The organism is Mycolicibacterium confluentis (assembly GCF_010729895.1).
In the GTDB taxonomy this organism is placed as follows: domain Bacteria; phylum Actinomycetota; class Actinomycetes; order Mycobacteriales; family Mycobacteriaceae; genus Mycobacterium; species Mycobacterium confluentis.
Window position 1 is genome coordinate 1,430,552 of record NZ_AP022612.1, and the last position, 18,006, is coordinate 1,448,557.

Sequence of the window (18,006 nt, forward strand, 5' to 3'; positions counted from 1 at the left end):
GTCATCGCAGCGGCAGCCCGGCCGCGGTGTAGGCGGCATCGACCAGGGACATGTTGGCCACCGGATCGGCGATCGAGACGGGCAGCGGAGCCCCGGCGATCACCGTCGCCGCGAATTTCTCCAACTGCCAGCTGTACGACGTCCTGGTGCCCAGGTGCTCGACCCGCTCGCCATCGGCCGTCCGCACCGTGATCCGGTCGTCCCCATGCGGCTTGATGAAGTTGTGCGCCGTCGCCGACCCGGCTGAGCCGATCAACGTGATGCGGAAATCCTGTTCGGCGGCCACCATGCTGTTGACCGACCGCGCGGTGACCTCGCCCAACGACAGGTCGACGGTGCAGCTTTCGTCGACGCCCGCCGCACACTCGACGGCGCGGGCCTCGACGATCCGCGGTGCGACGCCCCGCGCGGCCGCCACGGCGCGCACGAACTGCAGCCCGTAACAGCCGAGGTCCATCAGCGCCCCGCCTGCCAGGTCCAGCCGCCAGCGCGGATCGTCGTCGGCCGGTGGTGGCATTTCCATCCGCACCTCGATGTGCCGCAGTCGGCCGATCTCGGACCCACCGGCCAGATCGAGCATCCTGCGGGTCACCGGGTGGTGCACATGGTGGAAGGCCTCGATCACCGGTACACCGGACGCTGCAGAGGCCGCGGCGACCTGTCGCGCCTCGGCCTGGTTGCGGGCATATGGCTTCTCGGTCAGCGTGGGCTTGCCGGCCGCGACCGCCGCGAGATTCCATGGCGCGTGCAGGGAATTGGCCAGCGGGTTGTAGATCACGTCGACTTCGGGGTCGGCCAGCACGTCGGCATAGCTGTCGACTGCGCGTTCGACACCGTACTTCTCGGCGAAGAGCTTGGCGCGGAGCGGATCCCGCGCGCCGATGGCCACCAGGCGGTACCCGAGGTCGTGGGCGGGTCCGACGATCGCGAGTTCGGCGATCCGTGCCGCACCCAGAATTCCGATGCGCAGCGTCACGCCGAAACCGACTGCAGGAACGCCACACTGGCCAGCACGTCGGCCAGGGGTCCGTCCGTGTCGCCGGGTTCGGTGTCGAGGATGGTGTCCTGCTCCATCACGTACCACCCGCAATACCCGCTGTCCTCCAGCGTCTTGACGATCCCGGTGATGTCGACATCGCCGGCGCCCAACGGCACGTACATGCCTGCCGCGACGGCCTCGGTGTAGGTCAGTTCCCCGGTCTGCACCTTGCTGGCCAGCGCGGCGTCGACGTCCTTGAGGTGGGCGTGTTCGATGCGCTCGGGCACCGTGCGGGTCAACTCCAGGGGGTCGGTGCCGCCGATCAGCAGGTGTCCGGTGTCCAGGCACAGCGCGATCGACGATCCGGCGAGCACGCGGTCGACGTCGGATCGGGTCTCCACCATGGTGCCCACATGGGGATGCAGCACGGCCTTGAGCCCGTACTCGGCCGCCAGGGCACTGAGCTTGTCGAGGTGGGAAAGCAGTGTGGCCCACTGGCTGTCGCCCAATTCGGGGCGAGAGTCGTAACCATCGGTGCCCGTCGCGGCCGCCAGGACGACGACCCCGGCGCCAGCCGCCACCAGAGACCGCAGGGGGCCGATGAGATCCTGGCTCGGGTCGTGGTCGGCGTCGTGCAGGACGACGGGGACGAACCCGCCGACGCAGGCGAGCCCGAATCCGTCCAACAGCGAGATCAGTTCGTTCGCATCGCTCGGCAGGAATCCGTCGGGTCCCAGTTCGGTGGCGGTCAGGCCGGCCTGACGCATCTCCGCGAGCACACGGTCCGCCGACATCTGATGTCCCCATCCGGGCACCTCGCACACGCCCCACGAGATGGGGGCTCCGGCAATCTTCATCGTCTGACCTCTTCGATGGTGACGGGCGCGTTGCGGCGCAGGGATTCGGCGGCGGCCTCGGCGATCCACGCGACCTCGACGGCGTCGGCCACGGTCGCGCCCTGGATGGGGCCACCGTCGACCACACCGAGGAAGGCGCCGAGTTCGGCGCGGAACGCGTCGGTGAACCGGTCCATGAAGAAGTGGTGGGGCTGACCCGTCGGGAAGTCGTTGCGGGGGTCCGTGTTTCGCACTGGAACGCCCTGATCCCAGCCCGCGACGACGGTGTCGGTGAAGCCGTGCACCTCGAGCCTGCAGTCGTAACCACGTCCGTTGTAGCGGGCCGCCGACACCACGCCGAGTGCACCGCCGTCGAAGCGGACGGTGATCGCGGCGGTGTCGACGTCGCCGTATTCGGTGAACAGTGGGTCGCCCTGCACGCTGCCGGTGGCGTACACCTCCACGGCCTCCTGGCCGGTGATCCAGCGCAGGACGTCGAAATCGTGTACCGCGCAGTCCCGAAAGATTCCGCCGGAACCGGCGATGTACTCCATGGGCGGTGGCGCGGGGTCCATCGTGGTGCTGCGGACGGTGTGCAGGGCGCCGAGGTCACCGCGGTCGACGGCGGCCTTGGCGGCCGCGAACGCGGCGTCGAAGCGGCGCTGGTACCCGATCTGGACCGGGACGCCCGAACGCGCGATCGCCTCGGCGACCCGTGCGCTCTCGGCCGCGGTGGAGGCGACGGGCTTCTCGCAGAAGGTGGGCACGCCACGTTCGACCGCCGCCACGGTCAATGCCGCGTGCGCGGGGGTCGCGGCCGCGACCACGACGCCGTCGACACCCGAGGAGAGCAGCTTCTCGGCCGAATCCACCGGAGTCACGTCGTATTTGGTGGCGACCTGCGCGACGACGTCGGGTCGTTCGTCGGTGATGAGCAGGCGGTCCACGCCCGGCAGGTTGGTCAGTGTCTCGGTGTGGAACGCGCCGATCCGGCCGAGGCCGATGAGCCCGAGTGTGGTCATGGAGTTCTCCGTTCGTCGTGGCTGCGCAGAGCGATGTCGAGTTCTTCGGGGGAGGCATCGGCGGCGAGTGCGCCCAGCACGGTGTCGACCTGGCTGGGCGGCGCGAGGATGCCGATGGGCTGATCGCTGTCGAGGTTGGTGGGGAATGGGTAGCCCTCGGCGGTCGCGACGACCGCATTGTGGATCTCGTGGGGCGGACGTCCGGCGGCCTGCATCGCGCGCAGGGTGGGGTAGACCGCGCGCACCATCGCGGTGCGGTCCAGGACCTCCATCGCCCGACCGAACGGTGAGGACACCTGCAGCAGGTTGGCCATGCGGCGGATATCGGATGACGTGTTGGCCCCGGCGCCGTGGTACAGCGCGGGATTGAAGAACACCGCGTCGCCCTTGTGCAGAGGGACCTGTACGTGATGGTCGGCGAAGAACTCGAGGAACTCGGGTCGGCGGAACGCGACGTATCCGGGGGCGAAGCGCTGCGAATAGGGCAGCAGCATCGTGGGCCCGCTGTCCAGTGGCATATCGCAGTGCGCCACCGCGCCCTGCAGGGTCAGCAACGGCGACACTCTGTGCAGGTGCGCTGGGTAGGCCGCCAACTGGTCGGTGTCGACGAAGCCGAGGTGGTAGTCCCGGTGCGGAACCTGTGCCGCGCCACCGGGATTGACGACGTTGACCTGAGAGGTGACCTGATACCGCGGACCGAGCCAGGCCTGCGAGACGACGGCCAGCGCGTCGTTGGCGTAGTAGTCGGCGAACACCGCGGGGGAGTGCAGCGCGAGTTTCTGCGCGGCGTTCCAGATCCGGTCGTTGGCACCGGGCTTGCCGAAATGGTCGCCGGCCTCGCCGCCTGCGGAGCTTTGCGCCTCGATCAACTCCTCGAAGGCGGCGCTCGCGGCGTCGGTCACGCTCTCCGAGAAGGCGCCCTCGAGCACCACGACTCCGGGGCCGTCGGCGAGGGCGGCGATGAGTTCGGCCTGCAGGGCGCGCCGGTCCGCGCTGCCCATGTCGGCGGCCGAATAGACCAGGACGTTGCCCCGCACGTCGTGCGCGTGCGGGTAGTCGGCAAGGTCGGTGTGGTCCGGCAACTGGGCGCGGAAGTCGTCGAGGCTGCAGTCCGCGTCCTCGATCCAGGCGGCGCGGTGGCCTGCGGAGGTGGCGGTGCTGGACATGTCCGCAAGTCTCGCTGTGGTATGAGGCACAATCAACACCAGAAATCCATCAAAAAGACCTCAGGAGGTCCCGGGTGGCGCATCGGTACAAGGTCCGGGAGATCGCCCAGCAGTGCGGGTTGAGCGAGGCCACGGTGGACCGCGTCCTCAACGATCGCCCCGGCGTGCGGGAGAACACCCGGGCCGAGGTGCGGCAGGCGATCGCCGACCTGGACAAGCAGCGTGCCCAGTTGCGGCTCAACGGGCGGCGCTACCTCATCGACGTGGTGATGCAGACCCCGCAGCGCTTCTCCGACGCATTCCGGGCCGCGCTCGAAGCCGAACTGCCCGCGTTCGCACCTGCGATGCTGCGGGCCAGGTTCCACCTGTGGGAGTCGGGGTCGACGGCGCAGATGGTTGACACACTGGCCCGCATCCGCGGCAGCCACGGCGTGGTGCTCAAGGCCGCCGATGAACCAGAAATCGTCGAGGCCGTCGACCGTCTGGTCGCCGCGGGGATCCCGGTCGTGACCTACACGACCGACATTCCCTCCAGCGCACGCTGCGGCTACGTCGGCATCGACAACCACGGCGCGGGCGCGACGGCGGCCTACCTGATCGAGCAGTGGCTTGGCCCCGCGCCCTCCGAGGTGCTGATCACGGTGAGCCGCACCGTGTTCCGTGGTGAGGGGGAGCGCGAAGTCGGATTCCGTGCGGGCCTGCGGGGTTCCGGTCGAACGGTGGTCGAGGTGACCGACAGTGACGGCATCGACGCCACCAACGAACGTCTGGTGCTGCAGGCCCTGGAACGCCACCCCGCAGTGGAGGCGGTGTACTCACCCGGTGGCGGCAACACCGCGACCGTGGCCGCGTTCGAGAAACTCGGTCGCACGTGCAGGGTCTTCATCGCCCACGACCTCGACGTCGACAACCGCAGACTCCTCCGGGACGGCAGGATCTCGGCGGTGCTGCACAACGACCTGCGCGCCGACGCGCGCCTGGCGATGCGGTTGATCCTTCAGCACCATGGTGCGCTGCCTGTCGAACCCGCTCGTCCGGCGCCCGTGCAGGTGATCACGCCCTACAACCTTCCCCCATAGCCCCCTCAGCGCGAATCCAAGTAGTGAAGGAGCCTGTGATCCGCACCGTGGAGGGTCACATCTATCAGGCGACGGTGACGGCCGGGGTCTCGTCGCGAGCCGAACTCTCTGACCTGATGCAGGGGTTCCAGCCCTCCCGACGGGCCGAACCGCCTCCGGTTGAGGCCAGATCGTCACTTCTTACGACAATCCGGCGTGATAATGTAACGCTGAGCGATCGCTCAGCACAAAAGCTCGTAAGTTACTCGCGCGTACGTACAGGTTCTTAGAGTTTGCGGACCAGCAAAAGTGACGAAAACCACAGATTTGTCTCAGCTGATCACCCCTCACGGCCGTGAGCAGCACCTTCGGTTCGTGAAGGGCGGCGTGTCGGTGTCCCCCAGCGTGAAGGGGTGCCTAAGAGAAGTGCAATAATCGTGACTACGAGTGACACCAACTCTGAACAGGTTGTGGGTCACCGGCGCGCCCGCCCCTGGGCTGCGGCAGGTGCAGGGCTCCAGCAGCCAGAGAACGCGCATATATACAGCCACATATCAGAACGATCCGCGCAGGCGGAACTCAAGGAAAGGCGGGGACGTGGGTCCGAGTGACACAGTCAATGTCAACGGCGCGCACCCTCGGGAGAAGTTGGAGAAGGTTGTCATCCGGTTCGCCGGTGACTCCGGTGACGGCATGCAGCTGACCGGTGACCGCTTCACCTCCGAGGCCGCTCTGTTCGGCAACGACCTGGCCACCCAGCCGAACTACCCGGCTGAGATCCGCGCACCTCAGGGCACGCTGCCTGGCGTCTCGTCTTTCCAGATCCAGATCGCCGACTACGACATCCTGACCGCCGGTGACCGTCCCGACGTCCTCGTGGCGATGAACCCCGCGGCGCTCAAGGCCAACATCGACGACCTGCCGCGCGGCGGTCTGGTGATCGCCAACTCCGACGAGTTCAGCAAGCGCAACCTGGCCAAGGTCGGCTATGAGGCCAACCCGCTCGAGGACGGCAGCCTGTCCGACTACGTCGTGCAGGCCGTCGCGATGACGACGCTGACGCTGGGCGCGGTCGAGGAGATCGGCGCCACCAAGAAGGACGGCCAGCGCGCCAAGAACATGTTCGCGCTCGGACTGCTGTCGTGGATGTACGGACGGCCGATCGAGACCAGCGAGACCTTCATCCGGGAGAAGTTCGCCCGCAAGCCCGACGTGGCCGAGGCCAACGTGCTGGCGCTCAAGGCCGGCTGGAACTACGGCGAGACCACTGAGGCGTTCGGCACCACCTACGAGGTGGCGCCGGCCAAGCTGGCCGCGGGCGAGTACCGGCAGATCTCCGGCAACACCGCGCTGGCCTACGGCCTGGTGGCTGCCGGTCACCTGGCCGACGTCCAGGTGATGCTGGGCAGCTACCCGATCACCCCGGCGTCGGACATCCTGCACGAGCTGTCCAAGCACAAGCACTTCAACGTGCTGACGTTCCAGGCCGAGGACGAGATCGCGGGCATCGGCTCGGCGATCGGCGCGGCCTATGGCGGAGCGCTCGGCGTGACCACCACCTCGGGTCCGGGTGTCTCACTCAAGTCCGAGGCCATCGGCCTGGCCGTGATGACCGAACTCCCGCTGGTCATCGTGGACGTCCAGCGCGGTGGCCCGTCGACCGGTCTGCCCACCAAGACCGAACAGGCCGACCTGTTGCAGGCCATGTTCGGCCGCAATGGTGAGTCGCCGGTGGCCGTGCTGGCGCCGCGTTCGCCGTCGGACTGCTTCGACATGGCCATCGAGGCCGCGCGCATCGCGATCAAGTACCACACACCGGTGCTGCTGTTGTCGGACGGCGCGATCGCCAACGGTTCCGAGCCGTGGCGCATCCCCGACATCTCGACCTACGAGAAGATCGAGCACACCTTCGTCAAGGAGGGTGAGGCGTTCGCGCCTTACGCGCGCGATCCGGAGACCCTGGCACGCCAGTTCGCCGTTCCGGGCACCCCGGGTCTGGAGCACCGCATCGGTGGCCTGGAGTCGGCCAACGGTTCGGGCAACATCTCCTACGAGCCGGCCAACCACGACCTGATGGTCCGCCTGCGTCAGGCGAAGATCGACGGCATCTCGGTGCCGGACCTCGAGGTCGACGATCCCACCGGTGACGCCGAACTGCTCCTGCTGGGCTGGGGCAGCTCGTACGGCCCGATCGGTGAGGCCTGCCGGCGTGCGCGCCGCAAGGGCATCAAGGTGGCCCACGCGCAGCTGCGCCACCTGAATCCGTTCCCGGCGAACCTGGGGGAGGTGCTCACTCGTTACTCCAAGGTGGTGACACCGGAGATGAACCTGGGTCAGCTCGCCCTGCTGCTGCGGGCGAAGTACCTGGTGGACGTGCAGTCGGTCACCAAGGTGCAGGGCATGGCATTTCTGGCTGACGAGCTCGAGGGCATCATCGATGCCGCGTTCGACGGCACGTTGGCCGAGAAGGAAAGTGACAAGGCCAAGTTCGCGCGGTTGGCGGCAGCCACCATCGAATCCGGCGCAGCCGGTGCGAACGGCGTAGGAGTGGACGTATGACCGATTTGATGGGCAGCATCACCGGAGTCGATCTCGGGCTCACCCCCGGTCTCACGAAGACCAGCGGCGTTCCCACGACCGATCAGCCGCAGAAGGGCAAGGACTTCACCAGCGACCAGGAGGTCCGCTGGTGCCCGGGTTGCGGTGACTACGTCATCCTCAACACCATCCGCAACTTCCTGCCGGAGTTGGGCCTGCGTCGCGAGAACATGGTGTTCGTCAGCGGCATCGGCTGCTCGAGCCGGTTCCCGTACTACCTGGAAACCTACGGCTTCCACTCGATCCACGGACGTGCGCCGACCATCGCGACCGGTCTGACGCTGGCCCGCGACGATCTCTCGGTGTGGGTCGTCACCGGTGACGGTGACGCGCTGTCGATCGGTGGCAACCACCTGATCCATGCGTTGCGCCGCAACATGAACATCACGATCCTGCTGTTCAACAACCGGATCTACGGCCTCACCAAGGGTCAGTACTCGCCCACCTCAGAGGTCGGCAAGGTCACCAAGTCGACGCCGATGGGCTCGCTGGACACCCCGTTCAACCCGGTGTCGCTGGCGCTGGGTGCCGAGGCCACGTTCGTGGGTCGCGCGCTGGACTCCGACCGTGCCGGTCTGACCGAGGTGCTGCGCGCCGCGGCCGCGCACCGCGGAGCGGCGATCGTCGAGATCCTGCAGGACTGCCCGATCTTCAACGACGGCTCGTTCGACCTGCTGCGTAAGGAGGGCGCCGAAGAGCGCGTCATCCGGGTCAGCCAGGGTGAGCCCATCACCTTCGGCAACGACGGCGAATACTGCGTGGTGCGTTCCGGATTCGGTCTGGACGTGGCCAAGACTGCCGACGTCGCCGCCGAGGACATCGTGGTGCACGACGCCACGCTCGACGATCCGGCGTACTCGTTCGCGCTGTCGCGCCTCAACGAGCAGAACCTCGATCACACCGTGATGGGCATCTTCCGCCAGATCAGCCGCCCGACCTACAACGATCAGGCGCGCGGACAGGTCGCCTCGGCGCGTAAGACCATCCCGAACGACACGGCTGCGCTGCAGTCGCTGCTGCGTGGTCGTGACACCTGGACCGTGGAGTAAGCAAGCACCACTGACGTCGAAACCGACGATTGGGCGCGAAATCCCCTCGGATTTCGCGCCCATCGTCGGTTTCGGCACGGTGGCGGGCTAATCTGTCGGCATGTCCTCTCCACTGGCCGGCGTCGTGCTGGCCGGAGGGGCGTCGCGGCGGATGGGCCGGGACAAGGCCACCATGGTGTTTCCCGCCTCCGGCACCAAAACCATGGTCGAATCCGTCGTCGAGGCGCTGTCGGCACGCTGTGCCCCGGTGTTGGTGATCGCCGCCCCCGGACAGCGTCTTCCCGAACTGGATGCCACGGTCCTGCGCGACGAAGTCCTTGGCGTCGGACCGCTGTTGGCCACCGGCCGGGGCCTGCGTGCCGCGGCCGAGGCGGGCTGCGAGCGCGCGTTCGTGTGTGCGGTCGACATGCCGTTCATGAGCCCTGATCTCATCGATGAGTTGGCGTCACACGTCGGACCAGACGTCGTGTTGCCGTGGGACGGTCGCGACCACTACCTGGCCGGGGTGTACCGAACCGATCTCGCCGCCCGGGTCGATGATCTGGTGGCCCGAGGTGAGCGCAGCATGCGATCGCTGGTGGACTCCGTCAACACTCAACGGATCGTGTTGCCAGAGACGGCTGCGCTGACCAACGTCAACACCGCCGCAGACCTGGTATGAGCTCGCACCGGCCCACCAAGGCCGACGTGGCCCGGTTGGCCAATGTCTCCACCGCGACGGTCAGCTACGTGCTCAACGACGTTGCGGGACGGTCGATCTCGGAGCGCACACGCGAGGCCGTGCGTCGCGCGGCCGACGAACTGGGGTATCGACCCAACCTGGCGGCACGCAACCTGGCCCGCGGCGCCAGCGGCGTGGTGCTCTACGTGGTGCCGCGGGTCGCTCTCGGCGAGTTGGCCATGGAGGTCGGCAGTCGCATGACCACCGCGCTGGCCCGGCACGGCGTGCTGCAGATCCTGCAGTTCGAGACCGAGGACGACAGCAACGTCGTGGATGCGATCGCGGACCTGAATCCCGTTGCGGTGACCAGCCTTTTCCCACTGGCCGGCCCAGCCCTGACGGCCGTGCAGGCCGCCGGGATTCCGCACATCCATCTCGGCAGTGCGGAACTCAACGCGCTGGGCGATCTGCACCTGGCGGTGGGGGAGTTGCGCGTGGACCACCTGACCACCCGGGGGCATCGCCATCTGGCCTTCGCCTACACCGGGGTCAGCAGGTGGCGGCCACTCGGGGACTACTGGCTGACGGGCACGACCGAGGCCACCCGTCGCCGCGGACTCCCGGATCCGGTGGTCGGATCGGTCAGCGCGGAGACCGCGGCCACGATCGTGGCCCAGTGGCATCGAGAGGGGGTCACCGCGGTCTGCGCCCAGAGCGACGAAACGGCTTTCGTTGTGTTGCACGGTATTCGGCTGGCAGGGTTGCGGTGTCCCGATGATCTCGCGGTGATGGGCGTCGATGCCACCCCGACGGCCGAGGTCAGCTTCCCGCCTCTGACGACGGTGGGCTTCGACGCGGGCGCCATCGTCGACGTCGCCGTCGCGGCGATGTTGTCCGAACTGGGCTATCCCCGCGTGGTGCGTCAGGTGGAAGTGCCGATCGCGTCCGTGATCGCCCGCGACTCGACCTGAAAGGCACTGGACTCCGTGTGGTTACGCGCGTAACCTTCGCCGGGAGGCCTGCGGAAAGGATCATCGGATGGCAACCCGTGCACTGTCGGTTCCGACGAGTTGGGACGAGGTCACGCCCGCGTGGATGACCGCAGCACTGGCGGACGACGTCCCCGGCGCCGAGGTCGACACCGTCACGGTGACCACCCGCGACGACGGCACCAACCGCCGGGCCCGCCTGAGTCTGACCTACCGCACGGGTGCGGGACCGCAGACGGTGTTCGTCAAGGCTGCCGATCCGGACCACAAGGAACTGATTCGGCTCACCAGCGGCATGTTCCACGAGCCCCGTCTGTTCAATGCCGTGAAATCCGGTGTGCCCCTTCCGCTGGAGCATCCGCACGTGTATGCGGCGGGCATCGACGAGGACGTGTACGACTTCATCCTCGTCATGGAGGACCTCGACGGCCGTGGCGCCGATCCTCGCGACGCGACTCGGCCGATGACGCCCGAGCAGGCGGCCGCCGGTGCCCGTGGACTGGCCAGGATGCACGGCCGGTTCTGGGGCGAACGGCTGGACGCGGAGGAGAACCTGACCTGGCTCGAACCGTTCCTGCCCTGGGACGGCATGGAGATCGCGCCGCTGCCCGAAGCCCTGAAACGCTTGGGCGACAACGCTCCTGACGAGGTCATGGCGTTGACGATCGAGTCGCTGATCGAGCAGATCTGGAAGCCCTACATCCGCAGCCTGACCGCGTCCCCGCAGACACTTCTGCACGGCGATCCGCACATCGGCAACACCTATGTGGTGCCCGCCGGCGACGTCGGCTTCCTGGACTGGCAGGTCGCCCGGCGTGGCAACTGGTCGTTGGATCTGGGGTATTTCCTGCAGGGCGCGTTGACCATTGAGGACAGGCGCCGGCACGAGGCCGACATTCTGCGTCAGTATCGCGATGCTCTGGCACTGCCTGAGGCGGAACTGCCGCCGATGGAGGAGATCTGGCTGCGCTATCGCGCCTCAGTCGCACATGGACTCACGCTGTGGTTGTGCACGGCGAGTGCGGGTGAACTCTGGCAGCGTCCGGATATCGCTATCGCTCTGGCGCAGCGTTATTCGGCGGCCTTTGCCGATCTCGAGAGTGCTGCCGCAATTGCGGCAATTGGCCGCTGAACGGCCAAAATACCCGGCGTCCCTGTAGCCACACCGGCCACATCTGCATCTTTATACGCATCAGTGTTGGGCCACAATCATTTTGGTGCGGGCATGGTGGCGTGGGCCAGGTCACAATTTCGGCGTGATATACATCACCGGAACGCGCTTTCGCCAGCATAAGTCGACATATCGCAAATCCCGCATTGACCTGCGGGGATTTCGGACAGGCCCGACCGTGATCTGTCCGTTATCAAACTGAGATACCCACTCTGCTGATGTGACTAACCCGCGCACGGTTTGTACGGTCAGATTCGACCCCAGAAAACCCGGGGACGAACAATTTCAAATATCACCTGCGTGTGAGTGGGACTGTTGGAGGCCGTGATGGCCTCACCGGCTGTCGGGCCAAAGTTTCCGACGGGGTACTGGACCTCCCACTGCCGTGCCTGACCGAGACGGCACGGCTCAGACAATCGCCGCCTGACTTCTCAGGCTTCACGCGTCCACCTCACGTGGACGTGTCCTTGGCGCGCGCGTGGCGAAAGGAATGACATTGAAGAACCTCCGGAAGACACTCACCATGGCCGCCATCGGTGGAGCCCTCACGGTTGCTCCGCTGGCCCTCTCGGCTACCGCGAATGCGGACAGCGTGAACTGGGATGCCATTGCGGCTTGCGAGTCCGGCGGTAACTGGGCCATCAACACCGGCAACGGGTACTACGGTGGCCTGCAGTTCTCGATGGGCACCTGGCGCTCGAACGGTGGCACCGGTTCGCCGCACAACGCCAGCCGTGCCGAGCAGATCCGTGTTGCCGAGAACGTGCTGCGCAGCCAGGGCATCGGCGCCTGGCCGTCCTGCGGTCGACGCGGTTAATCAGCTTCCCCCACGAGAGCCGGGCATCATCGATGCCCGGCTCTCGTGCTTTGTGGGTCAGTCGGGCAGTTGGAACGCCGAACGGGCCGCGATCTTTCCCAGGTGCCACGTCAACACAGCCTCAGGCACCACCACGGTCACCCGCGTGGCGGCTGCGCTGAGCGCGGCCGGGCGCAGATTGACCACCCGTCCGATCAGCCGCGATTCCCGTACGAGCCTGCGGACGCGCGGTTTGCGAAAGACCTCGAAGCGCGCGAACGCAGTCGTCAGATCCGGCGCGACGTCCACCAGATGGGCCAGGACGGCGGCGTCTTCGATTCCCTGACACCCGCCCTGGCCCAGGTGTGGGCGCATGGGATGCGCCGCGTCGCCCACCAGGACGACGTTGTCGCGGGCCCAGTGCCGAGCGCCGTCCCGGTCGTACAGATCGTTGCGCAGCACCGCCTCAGGTGGCGTGGCAGCGAGCACCGCGGGGACCGGGTCCGCCCATTCTGCGAACTTGTCGAGAAGGTACGCCAGCTCGCCCTGCGGTGACCGATGTCCTTCTGAGAGTCTCTCGGTCGCGAACCAATAGGTGCGGTCGGCGCCCAGGGGCACATGTCCGGCCTCCATGCCGGGACCCATGGTCTCCCCGGCCAGGTCGGGATCCACCACGCACTCGGCCACGCCGCGCCACGCGGTGTAGCCCGCATATCTCAGCGGCAGTGGCCCGTTGAGGTGTCGCGCCACCATCGAATGGATGCCGTCGGCGCCCACCACAGCGTCAGCCTGGACCGTGGTCGCCCCCGACACGGTGACCGTCACCCGGTCACCGTGTGAACTCAGTCCCGTCACGGGCGCCTCATAGCGCACTGTTCCCGGTTGCAGCGCCGAGGTCAGGACGTCGCGCAGGGCCGAGCGCTGCACCACGACAAGGGGTTCTCCCAGCGCCTTGACCATTCGTTCGGCGGACGGGCGCCTCAGCCAGGTGCCGTCGCGCCAGCGCATCGCCCCCGCGGTGACGCGGCCTCCCGCGTCCCGCACCGCATCTCCGAGTCCGATGGCGTCGAGTGCCGCGAGGGCGTTGGGCCAGATGCTGATACCCGCGCCGGGGGAGGTGTCCGCACGTTCCTCGAGGACGCACACGGAATGGCCACGACGCTGGAGTGCCACCGCGGTGGCCAGACCGGCAATGCCGGCACCGATGACCGCGATGTCATGCGCCATGGCAATGAACGTAGTTCACGGCCCGAGATTCAAGAGTCTGAGACGTCGCTTTCACGTGCCTGAAACGAGGCCTTGATTTCCTATCCGTGAACAATGTCAACCGGAGGTGTCCATACGTGAAACCTGCACTGGAACTGACGAGCGTGCCCCCCTGGGCTGTCGCCCCGTCGAAACCCGACGCCGACCTGTCTGGTACCTCATGGACGGTGGTGGCGGTCGGCGCCGACGCCGATGAGATCGTCGAGACCTGGTGTGCGCAGATCATATCCGTCCGACCCGACGCGGACCTGCGGATCCATCGCGTCGATGACGCCGAGGCCGGGGTCGGCGCGGTGAGCGCAGACCTGGCCGGCGCGCGGGTGGGCTGGCGCTTGATGATCGCCGGACCCGCGGTCGAATGCCTGCGGGTGCGAGCTCACGCGGTGCGACTCGATGTCGCGGACGACGAGATGACCGTCGCATCCACGGGCGTGGCGGTGCGCCGGGTGCAGTGCGTGCACTGCGGGGTGCACACCTGCGCCCCGGCCGCCCTGGAGGACACCGTGGGCTGCAGCGGATGCGGTCGCAATCTTTATGTCCACTACCACGTCTCGCGCCGAGAAGGCGCTCACCTCGGTTTCATGGTGGACGCCGAACGACCCGCGGAGGCCACCGCATGACGACCCTGGATCTGGTGGTCCGGTCCATCGACGACTCGGTCCCGGGAGTGCGCAGCCTGACCCTGGCACACGCGGACGGCGCGGTGTTGCCGTCCTTCACGCCGGGCAGTCATATCGTCGTCGAATGTGGTGCGGTCGCCAACGCCTATTCGTTGACGGGTGACTCGCTGCAGCCCACGCAGTACGAGATCTCGGTGCTCGAACAACCCGACGGGGCAGGAGGATCACGGTGGATCCACGCCCTCGCGGTCGGCGACCCCGTGTCGGTGCTGCCACCCCGCAGCGCCTTCGCCCCCATCCTGCGGGCCCGCAGGCATCTGCTGATCGCCGCGGGAATCGGTGTCACGCCCATGGTCTCGCATCTGCGAAGCGCGAAACAGTGGGGACGCGAAGTTGACGTCATGTATCTGCACAAGCCGGGCCGAGGCGCGCACCTCGGCGACATCGAAGCATTGACCGACGGTGCGCGGATCTTCACGCAGCGCTCCGATTTCCTGGGGGCCTTGCCGATCACGCTGGCATCGCAGCCGTTCGGCGCCCACCTGTACGTGTGCGGTCCGTCGACGTTCATCGACGACGTCGTGGCCGCCGCGGTCGAGCACGGGTGGCCGTCGAGCCGAATTCACTTCGAACGTTTCGGAGTCGGCGCGCTCGATCCGGGTGAGCCGTTCCTGGTCAGGCTCGCGAACTCCGGCAGCAGCATCGAGGTCGACTCCGGGGTGTCGCTGCTGGAGGCCTTGGAGGCGCACGGGCATGAGGTGCCCAACCTGTGCCGACAGGGTGTGTGCGGTGAGTGCCGGCTCACGGTTTCGGCCGGAGACGTCGAGCATCGCGACATGTATCTGACCGACGCCGACAAGGCGGCCGGCGACGCCATCATGGCCTGCGTATCCCGCGCGGCCGCAGGAGAACTGGAGTTGAAGCTGTGACGATGTCCCTGGTGTCCGCGCCCGATCTGGTGGCGACTTTCCCGTTTCCGTTCCCCACCGACCAGTATCGCTACACCACCAACGTCGAACCCGCACGCGGTGCGGTGCCCACGCCCGCCGGGTCCTGGGGCGAACGCGTCGTGGACGTCGACAGCGAATACGAACATGAATTGGCGGAGCGCGCGAAGATTCTGATCGACGACCCGACCCGCTACGCCGTGCTGCCGCACATGCGCGTGGCCTGCTGGGACGCCATGCTCACCCTGATGGGCGAACTGGCCAAGGCGTACCCGGGCGTCATGTCGCTGGAGCGGTCTGGCAGCACCTGGCACTGGCGCAACGAAAGATTGGGTATCGCGCAGGACTTCGTGCTCGGTGACGAGTCGACGCTGCCCGCCGAACCGCTGGCCTACATCGGCAGCCAGGTGCAGGAGGACATCGTGCTGCTCGACCAGCGCGACGGCGACCTGTTCGGTGACGCCGGAGTGGTGACGTTTGCCGCGGACTGGTCGTTCGGGTTCGACGTCGGCATGTCGTTTCTGGAGATTCATGGCCCCGTGCCCCGTCTTCGCGAGACCGGTGTGATCACACGGGCCAGGGAGTTCCTGATGCGGATGCAGCCGGGGGAGACCTACCGGCGCACCAACTGGACGCTGACGATCGGTCGGCGCCTTGACGTCTCGACGGAGCTGTACCACGAATGGGGGCCGGACCGAGTCGCCATCCAGACCGTCGACGACGAGGAGTTCGGCCGGCAGGTGCACCTTCGCGTTGAAGTGCAGCACCTGATCAGGCTTCCGGAGTCGGGTGCGATCTGCTTCCTGATCCGCAGCTACATGCTGCCGTTCGTCGACCTGGCGACCATCCCGGCCTGGCGTGCGCGCGCCGCGGCCGTGCTGGCCGACCTGCCCGACGACATGGCCGACTACAAGGGCATCATCAGCTACCGGGACCGCGCCGTCGCCTGGCTGACCAGCCACGCCTGAACTATTGCCCGCGAGCAGACGCGGAATCGCACGAAACTCCCTTCGGGAGTGCGATTCCGCGTCTGCTCGCGCGGCCCGTCGCCGGGTGCGCATACGAAAGAGGCCGGAGCCCTCCGGGCTCCGGCCTCTCTCTCATGCACTCAGTAGTGGGTCGGCTCACCTTCCGCGGCGGGGCCCGCCTCGACGGGCTTGTGCTCGATGATCGCCTGGTACGCCCGGTTCTCGTGCTGGATCATCCGAACGAAGAACCCGATGAACAGCAGCACCGCCAGGATGGTGACCACATAGGCGCCCACCGAGTAACTGCCGAACGTGTACACCACGGTCGCATCGTCGTAGGAGTCGATAGGACTGAACACTTACTTCACCTCCTCGCCGGCCGTGACCAGCACATGGCCGTTGGTCCGCATGACCGTGACCGGGACGCCTTCGGGGTACGGCGTGGCCGGAACCTCGGTGAGATCCAGACCCTGCTCCTCGACCTCCTTCGGGATGCGCAGCAGCTTCGCCTTCTTCAGGCCCAGCGACACCAGGTACGCCGGGATGAAGCCCAGGGCGACGAACACGAGCGCGCCAACCGCCTGACCCCAGAACGAGATTGACGGGTTGCCGCCCGTGTTGGGGTAGCCGTGCAGGAAGATGCCCGACATCAGCAGCGAGTACAGGCCGATGCCGCCGTGCACGGAGACCGCACCCACCACGTCGTCGATCTTGAACTTCTCCAGAAGTCGACCGATGTAGGGCGCAATGGCACCAGCACCGAGGGCGATGACGAAGGCCAGCGCCGGGTGGTACAGGTCCATGCCCGCGGCCACACCGATGACACCGCACAGGCCGCCGGAGATGGTCCAGAACGGCTCACCCCTCGACGTCAGGTAGGCGCCGATGATGCCGCCGCCCAGGCCCATCAGGGTGCTGAAGGCAAACGCGCTCAACGTGGTTGGGCTGGCGTAGATGGTGGAGTAGCCGCCGGCGCCGTAGAGGACGCAGCCCATCAGGAAGCCGAAGAAGCCCGTGAAGATGAGCATCAGGCCCAGCATGGTCAGCGGCAGGTTGTGCGGACGAATCGTCACCGGGGTGCCGTCTGGCAGGAAGCGCCCGATGCGCGGCCCCAGGTTGATCAACACACCGAGGGTGGCGAAGCCCGCGATCATGTGCACGCAGCCGGCCGCGCCCACATCGTGGAAGCCGAGCTGGGTGAGCATCCAGCCCGCGCCGTGCCAACCCCAGGCCGCGCCGATGATCCAGAGCACCGAACCGACCAGCACCGTGAGGATCAGGAATCCGCTGGTGCGAATGCGTTCCAGCACAGCGCCGGACATGATCGAGCCGGTGGTGGCCGCGAACAGCGCGAAGGCGCCCCAGTTGATGCCGGTGACGGAATCCTGCACGTTGGGGCCCATGTTGTCGCTCCACGGCAACGCTGCCTTGGCGGCATCGCTGAACTCGATGAAGCCGCTGGGCATCGCGTTGTAGAGGAACCATCCCACGAAGTAGAACGACGCGATGATGGTGGCGAGTGCCAGCAGGTTCTTCATCGCGGTGGCCAACACGTTCTTGGACCGCGACGCTCCCATCTCGTAGGCGAGGAAGCCCGCGTGGATGAGCATCATCAGACCGATGGACATCCAGAGGTAAAACTCGCTGTTGACGGTGGCCATCGTTGTGATGGCGTCTTCGACTTCGGGTGGCAAGACAGACCTCCGCCTTAAAGGGTTTCTTGTCGGTGTTCATCGAGCACTGACGGTTTACGAGGTTGAAAGTAGCCCCGGCCACGTTTCACCTGAATCACTGTGCGTTAACTTGCGGTGAAGTCCACCGGCGCTGGCGAGCGATGTCAGATGACGCGGAATTTTCCTGGTGTTTACCGTGGTTCACGA

17 protein-coding genes are annotated in these 18,006 nt (G+C 66.9%); 10 read left to right on the forward strand and 7 right to left on the reverse strand.

The features are described 5' to 3' along the window. Position 1 precedes the first annotated feature (1 nt). From G6N34_RS06795 to G6N34_RS06810, 4 genes are read right to left on the reverse strand one after another with little or no spacing between them, the layout of a single operon-like run. Positions 2 to 976, reverse strand: coding sequence for a Gfo/Idh/MocA family protein (locus G6N34_RS06795; protein WP_085153115.1), 975 nt, complete (start codon positions 974 to 976; stop codon positions 2 to 4). Then, entirely contained in the window at positions 973 to 1,836 is an 864-nt protein-coding gene (locus G6N34_RS06800; protein ID WP_085153117.1) for a sugar phosphate isomerase/epimerase family protein, read from the reverse strand. The genes G6N34_RS06795 and G6N34_RS06800 overlap by 4 nt, the downstream gene beginning before the upstream one ends. Beyond that, the gene (locus G6N34_RS06805; protein WP_085153119.1) at positions 1,833 to 2,837 is read right to left on the reverse strand and encodes a Gfo/Idh/MocA family protein; all 1,005 of its coding nucleotides are present in this window, start codon (positions 2,835 to 2,837) and stop codon (positions 1,833 to 1,835) included. The genes G6N34_RS06800 and G6N34_RS06805 overlap by 4 nt, the downstream gene beginning before the upstream one ends. Beyond that, a complete protein-coding gene (locus tag G6N34_RS06810) occupies positions 2,834 to 4,003 on the reverse strand; it encodes a phytanoyl-CoA dioxygenase family protein (protein ID WP_085153121.1) in 1,170 nt (389 codons plus the stop codon). The genes G6N34_RS06805 and G6N34_RS06810 overlap by 4 nt, the downstream gene beginning before the upstream one ends. A 74-nt stretch (positions 4,004 to 4,077) precedes the next feature. Between G6N34_RS06810 and G6N34_RS06815 the strand changes: the two genes are divergently transcribed. The 7 genes from G6N34_RS06815 to G6N34_RS06845 all read left to right on the forward strand — a co-directional run bounded on the left by G6N34_RS06815 (position 4,078) and on the right by G6N34_RS06845 (position 12,346). Beyond that, a complete protein-coding gene (locus G6N34_RS06815) occupies positions 4,078 to 5,082 on the forward strand; it encodes a LacI family DNA-binding transcriptional regulator (protein WP_085153123.1) in 1,005 nt (334 codons plus the stop codon). 576 nt (positions 5,083 to 5,658) lie between these two features. Further along, a complete protein-coding gene (locus G6N34_RS06820) occupies positions 5,659 to 7,620 on the forward strand; it encodes a 2-oxoacid:acceptor oxidoreductase subunit alpha (RefSeq protein WP_085153125.1) in 1,962 nt (653 codons plus the stop codon). Further along, positions 7,617 to 8,708 (forward strand): 2-oxoacid:ferredoxin oxidoreductase subunit beta, encoded by a 1,092-nt coding sequence (locus G6N34_RS06825; protein ID WP_085153127.1) that lies wholly within the window; start codon positions 7,617 to 7,619, stop codon positions 8,706 to 8,708. The genes G6N34_RS06820 and G6N34_RS06825 overlap by 4 nt, the downstream gene beginning before the upstream one ends. A gap of 100 nt (positions 8,709 to 8,808) precedes the next feature. Next, positions 8,809 to 9,369, forward strand: coding sequence for a molybdenum cofactor guanylyltransferase (mobA, locus tag G6N34_RS06830; RefSeq protein ID WP_085153129.1), 561 nt, complete (start codon positions 8,809 to 8,811; stop codon positions 9,367 to 9,369). Next, positions 9,366 to 10,340, forward strand: a complete 975-nt coding sequence (locus tag G6N34_RS06835) for a LacI family DNA-binding transcriptional regulator (RefSeq protein WP_085153131.1) — start codon at positions 9,366 to 9,368, stop codon at positions 10,338 to 10,340. Before mobA ends, G6N34_RS06835 begins: the two co-directional genes overlap by 4 nt. 67 nt (positions 10,341 to 10,407) lie before the next feature. Further along, positions 10,408 to 11,490 carry an aminoglycoside phosphotransferase family protein gene (locus G6N34_RS06840; protein ID WP_085153133.1) on the forward strand — a complete coding sequence of 361 codons (1,083 nt, stop codon included), beginning with the start codon at positions 10,408 to 10,410 and terminating at the stop codon, positions 11,488 to 11,490. 535 nt (positions 11,491 to 12,025) lie between these two features. After that, the gene (locus tag G6N34_RS06845) at positions 12,026 to 12,346 is read left to right on the forward strand and encodes a transglycosylase family protein (protein ID WP_234812963.1); all 321 of its coding nucleotides are present in this window, start codon (positions 12,026 to 12,028) and stop codon (positions 12,344 to 12,346) included. A gap of 57 nt (positions 12,347 to 12,403) precedes the next feature. Here the strand turns inward: G6N34_RS06845 and G6N34_RS06850 are convergent, their stop codons facing one another. Further along, positions 12,404 to 13,552, reverse strand: a complete 1,149-nt coding sequence (locus G6N34_RS06850) for an FAD-dependent oxidoreductase (protein WP_085153135.1) — start codon at positions 13,550 to 13,552, stop codon at positions 12,404 to 12,406. A 116-nt stretch (positions 13,553 to 13,668) separates the two neighbouring features. Here G6N34_RS06850 and G6N34_RS06855 point away from each other — a divergent pair, with 116 nt between their 5' ends. From G6N34_RS06855 to G6N34_RS06865, 3 genes are read left to right on the forward strand one after another with little or no spacing between them, the layout of a single operon-like run. After that, on the forward strand, positions 13,669 to 14,211 hold the full coding sequence (locus tag G6N34_RS06855) for a dimethylamine monooxygenase subunit DmmA family protein (protein WP_085153137.1): 543 nt from the start codon (positions 13,669 to 13,671) through the stop codon (positions 14,209 to 14,211). Beyond that, the gene (locus G6N34_RS06860; protein WP_085153139.1) at positions 14,208 to 15,140 is read left to right on the forward strand and encodes a PDR/VanB family oxidoreductase; all 933 of its coding nucleotides are present in this window, start codon (positions 14,208 to 14,210) and stop codon (positions 15,138 to 15,140) included. Before G6N34_RS06855 ends, G6N34_RS06860 begins: the two co-directional genes overlap by 4 nt. 8 nt (positions 15,141 to 15,148) lie before the next feature. Continuing rightward, entirely contained in the window at positions 15,149 to 16,126 is a 978-nt protein-coding gene (locus G6N34_RS06865; protein ID WP_085153321.1) for a heme-dependent oxidative N-demethylase family protein, read from the forward strand. Between the two features lie 140 nt (positions 16,127 to 16,266). Here the strand turns inward: G6N34_RS06865 and G6N34_RS06870 are convergent, their stop codons facing one another. Both G6N34_RS06870 and G6N34_RS06875 read right to left on the reverse strand, forming a co-directional pair. Further along, positions 16,267 to 16,485 carry a hypothetical protein gene (locus G6N34_RS06870; protein ID WP_085153141.1) on the reverse strand — a complete coding sequence of 73 codons (219 nt, stop codon included), beginning with the start codon at positions 16,483 to 16,485 and terminating at the stop codon, positions 16,267 to 16,269. Then, positions 16,486 to 17,820: an ammonium transporter gene (locus tag G6N34_RS06875; RefSeq protein WP_085153143.1), complete on the reverse strand. Its 1,335-nt coding sequence runs from the start codon at positions 17,818 to 17,820 to the stop codon at positions 16,486 to 16,488. Positions 17,821 to 18,006 lie beyond the last annotated feature (186 nt).

What these genes read in the sequence shown, in the direction of transcription:
- G6N34_RS06800 (WP_085153117.1), bottom strand. Translation starts at nt 1,836, where the DNA reads ATGAAGATTGCCGGAGCCCCCATCTCGTGGGGCGTGTGCGAGGTGCCC.
- G6N34_RS06805 (WP_085153119.1), bottom strand. Translation starts at nt 2,837, where the DNA reads ATGACCACACTCGGGCTCATCGGCCTCGGCCGGATCGGCGCGTTCCAC.
- G6N34_RS06810 (WP_085153121.1), bottom strand. Translation starts at nt 4,003, where the DNA reads ATGTCCAGCACCGCCACCTCCGCAGGCCACCGCGCCGCCTGGATCGAG.
- G6N34_RS06825 (WP_085153127.1), top strand. Translation starts at nt 7,617, where the DNA reads ATGACCGATTTGATGGGCAGCATCACCGGAGTCGATCTCGGGCTCACC.
- mobA (WP_085153129.1), top strand. Translation starts at nt 8,809, where the DNA reads ATGTCCTCTCCACTGGCCGGCGTCGTGCTGGCCGGAGGGGCGTCGCGG.
- G6N34_RS06835 (WP_085153131.1), top strand. Translation starts at nt 9,366, where the DNA reads ATGAGCTCGCACCGGCCCACCAAGGCCGACGTGGCCCGGTTGGCCAAT.
- G6N34_RS06840 (WP_085153133.1), top strand. Translation starts at nt 10,408, where the DNA reads ATGGCAACCCGTGCACTGTCGGTTCCGACGAGTTGGGACGAGGTCACG.
- G6N34_RS06850 (WP_085153135.1), bottom strand. Translation starts at nt 13,552, where the DNA reads ATGGCGCATGACATCGCGGTCATCGGTGCCGGCATTGCCGGTCTGGCC.
- G6N34_RS06860 (WP_085153139.1), top strand. Translation starts at nt 14,208, where the DNA reads ATGACGACCCTGGATCTGGTGGTCCGGTCCATCGACGACTCGGTCCCG.